Genomic DNA, 12,976 nt, shown 5'->3' with positions numbered 1-12,976 from the left:
GCAAGTCTCGCAGACTGTGCGGGTTACCGCCATTACCGCTCATTGGCGGCCGTGACTGATCAATAATCGATCAATTTCTGTTGTCCGGACACACGGCCCCCTTTCCCCCATTGAGTCGGGCCGGGGGAGCCCAGGCTTCTATTCCGGAACCAGTTGACGCACCAGGTCAGAGAGTTCGTCTTTGTAAGGATAGGCATCGCTCATCAACACCCGTATGCGTCGAGTGTTGCGAATGATGACCGCGCCCACCTTGATCAGCTTCAGCCGCAGGTTACTGGCGCTCATTCTCTCGAAGGGGGTCTTCTTCAAGTGGGCCCGTAATCGCTCGAACAACGTGTAGGCAAAGCCCGATAAGAGCAACCGCCACTGATTGGTCCACCACCGCGTGCTGGAGGTGCGATCTGCGAACAGACACAACTGCTGATCCTTGATCCGGTTTTCCATGTCACCCCGGGCACAGTATTGCTCGTAGTAGAGTTTAACGCCGTCGTCGTAACGGGAGCTGAGAATGAACCTGGGGTTGGCACCCAGTTCGCCCTCCTCCAGACGCGCGATCACCCAGCGGGGGTGTTTCCAGGTGTGGGCCTGGTACTGGAATCGATAGGTGGCGCAGACTTTTTCACCCAGTTCGTTGTGAGCCTTGCGAACCAGCATCGAGGGTACGTCTACCTCCTTGAGCAGCCGGCTGTTCTTGCTGAGGCCCACCAGATAGTCCACGTTGTTCCGGTCGCACCAGCTCAGCAATCGGGGACGGTAAAAGCCGCTGTCACCCCGGAACACGATGCGGGTATTCGTCCAGTACTGCCGGATGAATTTCACCAGCAGGGCCAGAATGGCCCAGCTGTGGCGGCTGTCGCTTCGGTTGCTGGTGCGCAGGTAGTTCACCAGCAGATGGCGACCGCAGAACACGTACAGCGGGAAGTAACAATGGTGATCGTAGTAGGCGTTAAAGAACTTGCCGGGCTGGTCGCCATGCACCGGAACGTCGGTGCCATCAAAATCCAGCACAATTTCCTTGGGTGGAGTCTCGTGCTGTTCAATGAAGTGATGCCACAGCAGTTCGTGGGCCTTGACCACGGCCTGCCGGTCTACGCGCTGCTCCATTCGGCACAGTGTTGATTTGCCCGCCAGAATGGCCTCTTCGCCAGTCGCGGTCTGAAGTGCCTGGTCAGCGCGTAACGTTTCGTGATCGTTCAGATCTTCGTATCCGGCGGCTACGCCAAAGACCCGTTGCCGGATCATGGTTTGAAGCTTGTGGCGAACCAGTACCGGATTACGGGCATCGTCCAGCACCGTAGCCAGGCGCTGAGTGAGCTGGTGTTGGTTGTCGACTTCGCGAAGCAAAAGCAGGCCGGCATCGGAGGTGATATGACCACCGGAGAAATCGGCTTCAATTTGACGGCGAGACAGTGGCGAGAAGGTCAGTTTTTCAGGTACCATTTTGGATAGCGGCTGTTGGTGCTTGGTGAACGGTGTAAGGTCCTGAAACTATAGCACTTTCAGCCGCTTTCTTTTATCCCCTCATGAGAAATCCGGGCTAATGCCTTCCAAATTCAAGTTCATTTCAACCTTTTCACTTACTATCTCCACCTCTACCTACTTTGTCATGGGCGTCTCGCCCCCATGAATTGTGGCTAACAACCCCTTCGGGAGAAAGTCGATGAAGGCAAGCAAGCACTCGCCCAGGGCGTTGCTGTGTTCAGTACTATTGTCTATTCCTCTGTTCGGTCAAGCGGAGACTGTGAATTGGACAAATTGGCTCACTGGCCAGATAAGCAAGCATCCGGATGTCATGGCGGCGACAGAGCAGGCGGCAGCCCGGGATGCGGATGCTGAGGCAAGCGAACAACCGCTGTATAACCCGGAGCTGTCTGTTGGAGCAGACAGAACGGGCAGTGAAAACAACTTTGAGGTAGGGCTATCACAAACGATCGATTGGTCTGATCAACAGGGTGCGCTAAAGGACAAGGCAAAGCTGATCAGGCTTTCCGCTGAAGCTGATTTGAACGAGGCGGTTTTGGCACAAACGTCCGAGTCGCTGTTTGCGCTTGTCGAGTGGCGCGCGGCGACGCGTGCCGAAGAAATTGCGGAATCCCAGCAACACCGTCTGGATGCCTTGCTGGAGCAGGTTGAGCAACGCCAGCAGGCAGGTGATCTGGGGCGTGCCGATGCAGAGCTTCTGTTTCTAAATCTATCCCGTCAGTTGAGCGAAGTCGCCCAGGCAAAGGCCGCAGTTGATCGGGCAGAAACTCAGGTTCAAGAACGTCTGCCGGACTGGAGGCCTCAGGATGGGGGAATCCCCGAGTATATATGGCCAGCGCTGGAGTCCCAGATTGGTGAGGCTGATCTGCTGTCACACCCGTCAATTGCAGTCGCTCGAGCCGAGTGGCAGGTGCTGAAAAGTGAGGCAGAGGTTGCGAGACGCAAAGCCACAGCATCGCCGACAGTAGGGCTGAGCGGAGGGCGTGACGGCGGCGAGAACGTGGTTGGCCTGACATTCTCGATCCCTCTGAACGTCCGTAATAACTACAGCGCTGAAATCCGGGCCGCGAATCGACGGGCTCTGGAGGCCGAAGCGCGGTTTCAGGCGCTCTACCGGAAACAACAATATGACCTGGCAGGCGCTCGCGCTTCCTGGAAGCGATACGACAAGCAACTTCGTCGATGGAAAGAACTATCCCAGGGGCGTGTACAGCGAAGTGCCGATTTGCTTGAGAAGCAGTGGCAGGTCGGCGACCTCTCCACCTCTGAGTATCTCCAGGCGTTAGGCCAGCGCGCGGAGAGCCTGAAAACCGGTATTGAACTGGAAAAGCAGGCGCAGTTGGGTCTGATTGAGCTCTTGAGCCAGTCTGGCGAACTGATCACCCTCTTCCAATACTAGTCTGGAAACTGGATATTCATTATGAAAAAAACTCTGATTTCAGTATTTGTATTGACGCTGTTTATAGCTCCCCCTTCATTGGTGCAGGCCGAGGAAGATGCGCATAACGAGGCGGGCCATGATCATGCCGCCGGTGGCGACGATCATCGAGAAGGTACCGGTGAAGAGGATGAGCATGAGGGCGGGCATGCTGAAGAACGTGAGCATGAAGAGGAAGAAGGTCATGGCCACGAAGAGGAGAGCGATGGTGGTCATGAAGAATCAACTACCGCAAGCATCAATGCCAAACAGAAAGAGCTCGCCGGCATTGAGGTAGCAACCCTCGAGAGCAAGCGCGTTGACTATGAAATCTACGCTCCCGGTGAGCTGCTGACCAACGGCTATACCAGCTATCACGTGTCCCCCCGGGTTGCCTCGGTGGTGTTGAGACGTCACGTGGAATTGGGTGAGCACGTAACCAAAGGTCAGCAACTGGTAACCCTGTTCAGTGAGACGGTGGCACAGGCGCAGGCTGATTACAGGAAGGCTTTTCCTGAATGGGAGCGAATCAGCGGGCTGGGTCGTTCCGTGGTTGGTGATCAGCGGTTCAATACGGCGAAAGCGAATATTGAAGCGGCGAGGGCGACTCTGCTTGCTTATGGGCTAAACGATGATGACATTGGTGCGTTGAAGGCCAGCGGCGTAGGTAGTCTCGGTGAATACACGCTCAGAGCTCGCGTGGATGGCGCAGTGCTGACCGATGAGTTTGAGCAAGGACAAAGAGTTGAGGCAGGCCAACCGCTGGTGACTCTGGCTAATGAAAGCGAACTTTGGGTAGAGGCTCACCTGCCAGCAAACTCCGACATTGTCCTTAAGCAAGGGGCCGAAGCGGAAGTAAGAGTTGCAGGCCGAGTAGCTGTGGCAACGGTATCCCAGGAAGCTCATACCATTGACGCTGTGACCCGCACGCGAATTGTTCGGTTGGAGCTGGACAATCCGGAAGATCGTTTTCATCCCGGAATGTTTGCAGATGTGTATTTCCTTTTTAAAACCACGGAGCCGGTGCTTGCGGTGCCGGAGAGTGCGTTGATGCGAGGCGCCGATGGCGACTGGACGGTCTATGTGGAAGAGGCTGAAGGGGAGTACGAGCCTGTGGAAGTGGAACTGGGTCGCGCAATTGGCGGACTCCGTGAAATTTCGGGCCTGACTGCAGGCCAACGGATCGTTTCGCGGGGCGCATTTTTTGTGGCCTCTGAAATTGCCAAAGGCGGCTTTGACCCACACAACCACTGATTCCGGGAGCCATTATGTTCAACCGAGTTGTCGACTGGGCGGTTCAGAACCGCCTGTTGGTTCTTATTGCGCTTGCAGTGCTTATCGCCACGGCCGCGTTTCAGATCCCAAAACTGAATCTTGATGCTTTCCCTGACGTTACAAACGTCCAGGTCGCTGTTAATACAGAGGCGCCCGGACTTGCGGCCGAGGAAGTCGAGCAACTGATCACCTATCCCATTGAAGCTGTGATGTATGCGTTGCCGGATGTTGAGGAGGTTCGGTCCATCTCCAAAACCGGGTTGTCTGGTGTCACCGTGGTCTTTAAAGAGGGCACGGATATCTATTTCGCGCGCCAACTGGTGTTCGAGCGGTTGCAGGCCGCGCGGGAGCTGATTCCGGACGGGGTCGGGGTGCCTGAAATGGGCCCGAATACGTCCGGTCTCGGCCAGGTCTACCAGTACTTGCTGATAGCGGACCCGGATTCGGGGTACGACGCAATGGAATTACGCAGCTTGCACGACTGGCTGGTCAAGCTGTTGCTGATACCTGCTGAAGGGGTAACAGAGATTCTGTCGTTTGGCGGAGAGGTCCGCCAGTACCAGGTCAATCTGAACCCGGCGCGAATGCTGTCCTATGACTTATCACAGAACGACGTCATGGACGCCCTGGAGAACACCAACTCCAATGTTGGGGGCTGGTATATGGGCCGTGGACAGGAGCAGTTGGTTATTCGCGGTATGGGCTGGCTGGGTAATGGCGAGCAGGGGCTGGAGCAGATCCGTCAAGTGCCCGTTAAAACCAGTGATGGCATTACAGTGACGGTGAGCGATGTCGCCCAGGTAGCGCTGGGCACTGAAATTCGCCAGGGTGCGGTGACCATGACCCGGAAGGATGAAGACGGTCAGGTTGAACAACTGGGTGAAGTGGTTTCTGGCATTGTACTCAAACGAATGGGGGCCAATACAAAAGCCACCATCGACGGCATCGAGGCCCGCATTGATCGCATAAATCAGGCGCTTCCGAGTGGGGTTCGTTTTGAGCCCTATTACAACCAGGCGGATCTGGTGACCAAGGCCGTAGAGACGGTGACCAATGCACTTCTGTTGGCTTTTGTGTTTATTGCGATCGTGCTTGCCCTGTTTCTGATGAATCTTCGGGCAGCAACGCTCGTGCTGCTTTCTATACCGATTTCTATCGGTATTGCGCTGATGATCATGGCCTGGTTCGGTCTCTCGGCCAACTTGATGTCTCTGGGCGGCATTGCTGTGGCAATTGGCATGCTGGTGGACGGCTCTGTTGTTATGGTCGAGAACATGTTCAAACATCTGACGCATCCGGATGCTGAGCATGACGCCCGTCGGGATGAATTGGTGAAAAACGACCCTGACCCATTGGACGCGTCACACGATGACCATGGCATTGCGCTTCGACTGCAGGAGGCAGGCCGGGAAGTGGCGCGACCAATTTTTTTCGCGACGGCGATTATCCTGGTCGTTTTCATGCCTTTATTCAGCTTTGAAGGTGTGGAAGCCAAGCTTTTTCAGCCAATGGCGATCAGCATAATGTTGGCCATCGTGTCCGCTGTGATCGTTGCTCTGGTGGTTGTGCCGGCCTTGGCATCGTTTATGTTTCGCAAGGGTATTCGGGAGCGGGAAAGTTTCATTTTAAAGCCCCTCGAAAAGCTTTATCGCAAGGGCCTTGACTGGTCGTTGAAACACACCCGCTCTGTTGTCGGTGCAGCAGCTGTCCTTGTTGTGCTGGCGGCCTTGGTCGTGCCGCGACTCGGTACTGAGTTTGTCCCCGAATTGGAAGAGGGGACCATTAACCTCCGGGTAACGCTAGCCCCCTCATCAAGCCTTGATACCGCGCTTGAAGTGGCGCCGAAACTGGAGGCCATGCTGATGGAATTTCCAGAGGTGACCTACGCCCTGTCCCGGGCTGGCCGAGCGGAAATAGGCGGCGATCCGGAACCAGTCAATAACATCGAGATATATATTGGTCTCAAACCAACAGCCGAGTGGACCAGCGCCAGTAATCGCTATGAATTGCAGGCTTTGATTGAGGAGAAGCTCGAACAACACCCGGGGCTACTGTTTAACTTTTCTCAGCCTATCGCGACTCGGGTTGATGAATTGCTGTCAGGTGTCCGCGCGCAACTGGCCATCAAACTCTTTGGCCCGGATCTCGACGTACTGGCGGAGAAAGGCCAGCAGATTGAAGCGGCGGTCCGAACAGTTCAGGGAACACGAGACGTGGCCATGGAGCAGATTGCTGGTGAAGCGCAGTTGGTGGTTCAGCCTGACCGTCAGGCACTCTCCCGGTACGGACTTGCCGTGTCTGATGTGATGAGTGTCGTCCGGGATGGACTGGGTGGTGCCGCCGCGGGCCAGATCATCAACGGAAATGAGCGGTACGATATCTATGTGCGTCTGGCCAAACGTTTCCGGGAAGACCGGGATGCCATTGCCGATTTCAGGTTACAGGCGCCGTCCGGAGCCTGGGTGAGACTCGGTGATGTGGCCGATGTGTCTATTGAGTCCGGCCCGCCTCAGGTGCGCCGCGATGACGTTCAGCGCCGTGTGGTCATTCAGTCTAATGTGCAGGGTCGTGACATGGGCAGTGTGGTTGCCGATATTCAGGATACCATCGCGACAGAAGTGAACCTTCCCCCCGGCTATTCGGTGGATATTGGTGGTCAGTTTGAAAACCAGCAACGAGCTCAGAAGCGATTGACCATTGTGGTACCTGTATCTCTGGGCCTGATTGCGCTGTTGCTGTACTTTGCTTTCAGTTCGGTTGGTCAAGCGCTGTTGATTCTGGTCAACGTGCCGCTTGCCGTTATTGGTGGCGTCTTTTCACTCTGGATCTCCGGCCAGTATCTTTCGGTGCCCAGTTCCGTTGGATTTATCACACTGTTTGGTGTGGCGGTGCTTAACGGGGTCGTAATGGTCGAAAGCATCAATCAGCGAATACAGGATGGGTTGAACGTGGATACTGCGGTGTTTGAAGGTGCCGTCTCCCGTTTGCGTCCTGTCTTGATGACAGCAATAACCTCGGCGCTCGGTTTGATACCGATGCTGTTGTCGACGGGCGTGGGTGCTGAAATCCAGAAGCCACTGGCCAGCGTGATTGTTGGCGGCCTTATCACCGCAACTTTCCTGACGCTGTTTGTTTTGCCGGTTCTGTTCGGTCGCTTTTCGAGAGCCAAGGTGGGTGATATTCAGCGGTAGAACATAGGGAAGGCCGCAGGGAGTCTGTAAGTGGATGAGTTCATGTTGTCCGGTGAGCTCGTTCACGGGCAACCTCCGGAGCAGAGCCGAGAGCCTGAAGGCCGGATGTGTCATGATGAGTGGTCTCGCTAGTCCGGAAACGGCAGTAAAATCATAATCCTGGCTCCTCCGTTTTTCGAGGATCCGATTTCCAGGTGTCCGAGGTTGTCTTCGACAATCTCGGACACGATGGACAATCCGAGCCCAAATCCGGCGACCGTTTCATCCAGCCTGGTGCCCCTGTCCATGACAGTGGCTGCCGCCTCGGGAGAAATTCCGGGGCCATCGTCCGTTACTTCTATGGAGAGTCCTGATGACGTGCGGACGATTGTAACGTCGACGGTTGTCTGGCACCACTTTCCACCATTTTCGAGTAAATTGCCAAGCAGCTCTGAAAGATCCTTCCGCTCCATTGGCCAACTGAAGTTTTCGGGTAAGGTGGTGTGGAGGCGGAAAACCGTATCAGGGAATATTTTTTCCATGACGGTGATGACACTTGCCGTGATTTCAACCGGCATGCACGTTCGTCCCATCTGTCTGCCTGATATGTCTGCCTTGCTCATCCGGTAGTTCAGGGATTTGTCAAGCTCCCGCAAGTTAGAGGTCATAAACACAATATCCTCCCGGGACGGAGGCAAGGTGTCGATGTCCGACAAAATGGCAAGATTGGCAGAGATAGAGGTTTTGACCAGGTGAGAGAGATCAGAATTCAGGCGGCGGTGGCGGTCCAGACGCCGGTTTGACAGCTCAAGCAAATCATTGAGCTGGCGGATCAGCGGACGAAACTCTTCCGGTACGTGAGGGTTCAGACGACTTTGTTTCCCGGATTGGAGCCGTCTCAGATCCTCTTTTATCTTACTGATGGGCTTTAACGTCAGATGTGTGGTGGTTCCAATCAGAGCCAGCAGTATCGCGAGAAGAACGGCCGAGGCGCCGAGCAATGTCAGGTGGGCCTTCGGCGGTCGTTCAGAGAGCGCCCCCTCGGTTTCAAGAACGCTGATTGAGGCCAGTTTTTCACTGGCGGAGAAAATGCGTTTGAGCCCGAAAAGCGTGTTCGCACCCTGCGCTATGTGGATGAAACCCTCGGGCTTCTCTGCAGCGCCCTGCAGTTGGCTCTGGTCAAAGTTCGGGCTCGCCAGGACGCTTCCGCTAGCCGTTTCGATGACGATGGCATGCCCCAGAAGCATTTCAAACTGATGGATCATGTTGCTGAGGTCGTCAGTTGTCGGGGACTCGGCTTCAATGATTGCCTGAAAGTTTTCCAGCTCTTTACTCAGGTGTTGTTTCCTGGACTCGTCCGATAGTTGTTTTATCACGTAGGCATGTGAAAAGAATATCAGGGTGAAATAGACGAGGCTGAAAACAGCCCCATACTGAATGGCTGTTCTTCGGATACTCTTTGGAGCTGGCATATGTTGACCTGGTTCGTTCGGGCGTTCAGCCAGTAGGATCTTTTTCGAAGAAGTAGCCCTGGCCACGCAAAGTCTTGATTTTATTGCCACCTATTATTTTTCTGAGCCTGGCTATATAGACCTGAACAACATTCCTGGTGGGACATCTTTCAATGTTGTAGAGGGTTTCAACCAGTTCATCCTGTGAAAATACCCTGTCTGGTGAACGCAGGAAACACTGCAAAAGGCGGAATTCAGTGGCTGTCAGTCTGAACTCTTTCTGGTCGGGCGTGGTCAGCGTTCGGTAGCTGGCGTTGAGACGAAATCCGTCGACACTGATTTGATCTGTTGTTCTGCCATCCTTCCTTCGGATAATTGCATTGAGCCGGGCTTTCAGTTCATCAAACTCAAACGGTTTGGGAAGGTAATCGTCGGCACCCGCGTTCAACCCTTCTACTCTCTCAGTCCAGTTGGAGCGTGCGGTCAGAATAAGGATGGCCTCTTTTTTCCCGTTTTTTCTCCATCTTTGCATTAAAGACAGTCCATTTTCATCGGGCAGTCCGATATCGAGAATAACGGCCTGGTAGGAGCTTGTTTCAATCAACGAGTCCGCTTCTTTGCCGGTTTTGGCGATATCGACTGTGTAGTGCGCCTGCGCAAGCCAGTCCGATATTCTTTTGGCAAGTACCGCATTGTCCTCAACAATCAGAATTTTCATTTGTAAGCGCCGTTTTTCGAGGTGGGAAAGTTTCGCCAGTCTGCCATGGATTGTACCAGTAACGGCAACTCCCCAGAAAAACAGCAACCCGTTAAAAATGGGGGGTTACCGGTCGACTTTTCAGTTTGATTTCAGTTGCACCGGGTAGCGTCAACAATCGAGCCACGAACGCGAGAAGCTGTATATACATGGTTTTAGGAGCAACCTATGAGCGATAGACATTTCTATGCAGGTGTGTCCAGGCGCCGCCTTATACAAGGAGCTGCCACAATGGGACTTCTTGCCGGTTTCGACAGTTTGTTACCGGCCTATGCTAGGAGTCTGCGCGGCAGGAGCCACCTTCTGGCATAATACGTAAAAATTCTTCAGCACCGGAGAATCCGATGGGAACCACCTTCCGCCCCTATTCACCTGATCAGGAACTGCTTCTTCCCCCGAGCCTGAACGAGTGGCTGCCCGAAGGGCATCTGGCCTATTTCATCAGTGACGTGGTCGAGGAACTGGATCTGAGTGCCTTCTACGCCCGGTATGAAGGGAGCGGTCGGCGCAACTCGCCTTTCGATCCGCGGATGATGTTGAAGGTGTTGATCTATGCGTACGCGACCGGCGTGTTTTCATCACGAAAGATCGCCCGGAAGTTGGAAGAAGATGTCGCCCTTCGGGTCCTGGCGGCTGGCAATTTCCCCAGACACCGCACTATCTGCGATTTTCGCAAGCAACACCTGGCTGCGTTCAAGGCCGTATTTATTCAGGTGGTCCGGATCGCCCAGGAAGCGGAATTGGTTACTCTCGGTACGCTGGCGATTGATGGCACCAAGGTCCGGGCCAACGCCAGTAAGCACAAGGCCATGAGCTATGACCGCATGCGGGAGGAAGAAGCCCGTCTGTCAAAAGAGGTTGATGAGCTTTGTGGCCAGGCTCGCCGTGTGGATGAATCGGAAGACCAACAGTTTGGCCCGGATCAGCGGGGCGACGAGTTACCCGAAGAGCTTCAGCACCGTCAGGGGCGGCTGGACAAGATCCGGGCAGCGAAGGAGAAACTGGAAGCGGATCAAAAAACGCAAGATGAGGCCAAAGGCCGGCATCCAGACGATGATCGCCGCTCACCCAAGGGTGGCCGGAACTTCAAGAGAGATTATGGAGTTCCGGAGGACAAGGCTCAGAGTAACTTTACCGACCCCCAAAGCCGGATCATGAAAACGAATGATGGGTTCCAGCAATGCTATAACGGCCAACTGGCCGTGGATGGCGAGTTCCAGATCATCGTGGGCAACCGCCAGGGTAACAACCCCAGTGATAACGGCTGTCTGGTGCCGCTGCTGGGCGAGGTAAAAGAAACTCTGGGAAGTTACCCAGGCCAATGTCTGGCTGATGCGGGTTATCGCAAAGAGGAAGACTTGCAGGCATTGGAGACAAAAGGCATAGATGGCTACGTCTCGCTGCGCCGGGAAGGCAAAAAAACCGGAGATATAAACGCGAGCCGGTACCCGGCGACGGCCCGCATGGAGGAGAAGCTTACCACGGCGGAGGGGCGAGCAGTCTACGCTCAGCACAAGCACATGGTTGAGGCGGTGAATGGCTGGATCAAGAATGTCCTGGGCTTCCGGCAGTTCGGCTTGCGGGGCCTTCAGGCGGTGCAGGGTGAATGGGATCTTGTCTGTCTGTCGCTCAATCTCAGGCGCATGAGTTCACTGATGAGGTTGGCATAAGTCGCTGAGGCAGCCTTTGGCTCACGGTAGGTACAGCTGGGGCCCTGCGATGCCCCTTTTAACCGGTTAACTGGCTGGATCGAAAGCGATGATGGAGCCGATCCGATATCGCGAACACTCCTTCCGGCCAGACAATGATCCGGTCTGGCGGAAACGAGGGCTCAAAACGTTTCTGCCGCGCAGACTCCTAGCCCGGATTTCTCATAGGTCCCCGGCAAGTCTCGCAGACTGTGCGGGTTACCGCCATTACCGCTCATTGGCGGCCGTGACTGATCAATAATCGATCAATTTCTGTTGTCCGGACACACGGCCCCCTTTCCCCCATTGAGTCGGGCCGGGGGAGCCCAGGCTTCTATTCCGGAACCAGTTGACGCACCAGGTCAGAGAGTTCGTCTTTGTAAGGATAGGCATCGCTCATCAACACCCGTATGCGTCGAGTGTTGCGAATGATGACCGCGCCCACCTTGATCAGCTTCAGCCGCAGGTTACTGGCGCTCATTCTCTCGAAGGGGGTCTTCTTCAAGTGGGCCCGTAATCGCTCGAACAACGTGTAGGCAAAGCCCGATAAGAGCAACCGCCACTGATTGGTCCACCACCGCGTGCTGGAGGTGCGATCTGCGAACAGACACAACTGCTGATCCTTGATCCGGTTTTCCATGTCACCCCGGGCACAGTATTGCTCGTAGTAGAGTTTAACGCCGTCGTCGTAACGGGAGCTGAGAATGAACCTGGGGTTGGCACCCAGTTCGCCCTCCTCCAGACGCGCGATCACCCAGCGGGGGTGTTTCCAGGTGTGGGCCTGGTACTGGAATCGATAGGTGGCGCAGACTTTTTCACCCAGTTCGTTGTGAGCCTTGCGAACCAGCATCGAGGGTACGTCTACCTCCTTGAGCAGCCGGCTGTTCTTGCTGAGGCCCACCAGATAGTCCACGTTGTTCCGGTCGCACCAGCTCAGCAATCGGGGACGGTAAAAGCCGCTGTCACCCCGGAACACGATGCGGGTATTCGTCCAGTACTGCCGGATGAATTTCACCAGCAGGGCCAGAATGGCCCAGCTGTGGCGGCTGTCGCTTCGGTTGCTGGTGCGCAGGTAGTTCACCAGCAGATGGCGACCGCAGAACACGTACAGCGGGAAGTAACAATGGTGATCGTAGTAGGCGTTAAAGAACTTGCCGGGCTGGTCGCCATGCACCGGAACGTCGGTGCCATCAAAATCCAGCACAATTTCCTTGGGTGGAGTCTCGTGCTGTTCAATGAAGTGATGCCACAGCAGTTCGTGGGCCTTGACCACGGCCTGCCGGTCTACGCGCTGCTCCATTCGGCACAGTGTTGATTTGCCCGCCAGAATGGCCTCTTCGCCAGTCGCGGTCTGAAGTGCCTGGTCAGCGCGTAACGTTTCGTGATCGTTCAGATCTTCGTATCCGGCGGCTACGCCAAAGACCCGTTGCCGGATCATGGTTTGAAGCTTGTGGCGAACCAGTACCGGATTACGGGCATCGTCCAGCACCGTAGCCAGGCGCTGAGTGAGCTGGTGTTGGTTGTCGACTTCGCGAAGCAAAAGCAGGCCGGCATCGGAGGTGATATGACCACCGGAGAAATCGGCTTCAATTTGACGGCGAGACAGTGGCGAGAAGGTCAGTTTTTCAGGTACCATTTTGGATAGCGGCTGTTGGTGCTTGGTGAACGGTGTAAGGTCCTGAAACTATAGCACTTTCAGCCGCTTTCTTTTATCCCCTCATGAGAAATCCGGGCTA

At 55.1% G+C, this 12,976-nt stretch carries 8 protein-coding genes; 4 read left to right on the top strand and 4 right to left on the bottom strand.

Features of this window, described 5'->3' with window-relative positions; all coding sequences use genetic code 11:
- Positions 1-138 precede the first annotated feature (138 nt).
- Positions 139-1,440, bottom strand: coding sequence for an IS1380 family transposase (locus ELY38_RS14115; protein WP_127062895.1), 1,302 nt, complete (start codon positions 1,438-1,440; stop codon positions 139-141).
- Between the two features lie 301 nt (positions 1,441-1,741).
- On the opposite strand from ELY38_RS14115, the gene ELY38_RS14110 reads away from it, so the two are divergent.
- From ELY38_RS14110 to ELY38_RS14100, 3 genes are read left to right on the top strand one after another with little or no spacing between them, the layout of a single operon-like run.
- Positions 1,742-2,881 carry a TolC family protein gene (locus tag ELY38_RS14110; RefSeq protein WP_246009152.1) on the top strand — a complete coding sequence of 380 codons (1,140 nt, stop codon included), beginning with the start codon at positions 1,742-1,744 and terminating at the stop codon, positions 2,879-2,881.
- Positions 2,882-2,902: 21 nt separating this feature from the next.
- The gene (locus tag ELY38_RS14105) at positions 2,903-4,153 is read left to right on the top strand and encodes an efflux RND transporter periplasmic adaptor subunit (RefSeq protein WP_004581709.1); all 1,251 of its coding nucleotides are present in this window, start codon (positions 2,903-2,905) and stop codon (positions 4,151-4,153) included.
- A gap of 14 nt (positions 4,154-4,167) precedes the next feature.
- Positions 4,168-7,365, top strand: a complete 3,198-nt coding sequence (locus tag ELY38_RS14100; protein ID WP_127062898.1) for an efflux RND transporter permease subunit — start codon at positions 4,168-4,170, stop codon at positions 7,363-7,365.
- A 128-nt stretch (positions 7,366-7,493) separates the two neighbouring features.
- On the opposite strand, the gene ELY38_RS14095 is transcribed toward ELY38_RS14100, so the two are convergent.
- Both ELY38_RS14095 and ELY38_RS14090 read right to left on the bottom strand, forming a co-directional pair.
- Positions 7,494-8,816: a sensor histidine kinase gene (locus tag ELY38_RS14095; protein WP_127062897.1), complete on the bottom strand. Its 1,323-nt coding sequence runs from the start codon at positions 8,814-8,816 to the stop codon at positions 7,494-7,496.
- A 25-nt stretch (positions 8,817-8,841) separates the two neighbouring features.
- Positions 8,842-9,513, bottom strand: a complete 672-nt coding sequence (locus ELY38_RS14090; RefSeq protein WP_127062896.1) for a response regulator transcription factor — start codon at positions 9,511-9,513, stop codon at positions 8,842-8,844.
- 383 nt (positions 9,514-9,896) lie between these two features.
- On the opposite strand from ELY38_RS14090, the gene ELY38_RS14085 reads away from it, so the two are divergent.
- The gene (locus ELY38_RS14085) at positions 9,897-11,222 is read left to right on the top strand and encodes an IS1182 family transposase (RefSeq protein ID WP_035561699.1); all 1,326 of its coding nucleotides are present in this window, start codon (positions 9,897-9,899) and stop codon (positions 11,220-11,222) included.
- A gap of 352 nt (positions 11,223-11,574) precedes the next feature.
- Here ELY38_RS14085 and ELY38_RS14080 read toward each other — a convergent pair whose 3' ends face one another.
- Positions 11,575-12,876, bottom strand: a complete 1,302-nt coding sequence (locus ELY38_RS14080; protein WP_127062895.1) for an IS1380 family transposase — start codon at positions 12,874-12,876, stop codon at positions 11,575-11,577.
- Positions 12,877-12,976 lie beyond the last annotated feature (100 nt).

The organism is Vreelandella nanhaiensis (assembly GCF_003990185.1).
GTDB lineage: Bacteria > Pseudomonadota > Gammaproteobacteria > Pseudomonadales > Halomonadaceae > Vreelandella > Vreelandella nanhaiensis.
Note: the sequence above shows the minus strand (reverse complement) of the source record. Positions and strands in the feature narration are given on the sequence as shown.

What these genes read in the sequence shown, in the direction of transcription:
- ELY38_RS14085 (WP_035561699.1), top strand. Translation starts at nt 9,897, where the DNA reads ATGGGAACCACCTTCCGCCCCTATTCACCTGATCAGGAACTGCTTCTT.
- ELY38_RS14090 (WP_127062896.1), bottom strand. Translation starts at nt 9,513, where the DNA reads ATGAAAATTCTGATTGTTGAGGACAATGCGGTACTTGCCAAAAGAATA.
- ELY38_RS14115 (WP_127062895.1), bottom strand. Translation starts at nt 1,440, where the DNA reads ATGGTACCTGAAAAACTGACCTTCTCGCCACTGTCTCGCCGTCAAATT.
- ELY38_RS14095 (WP_127062897.1), bottom strand. Translation starts at nt 8,816, where the DNA reads ATGCCAGCTCCAAAGAGTATCCGAAGAACAGCCATTCAGTATGGGGCT.
- ELY38_RS14100 (WP_127062898.1), top strand. Translation starts at nt 4,168, where the DNA reads ATGTTCAACCGAGTTGTCGACTGGGCGGTTCAGAACCGCCTGTTGGTT.
- ELY38_RS14080 (WP_127062895.1), bottom strand. Translation starts at nt 12,876, where the DNA reads ATGGTACCTGAAAAACTGACCTTCTCGCCACTGTCTCGCCGTCAAATT.
- ELY38_RS14105 (WP_004581709.1), top strand. Translation starts at nt 2,903, where the DNA reads ATGAAAAAAACTCTGATTTCAGTATTTGTATTGACGCTGTTTATAGCT.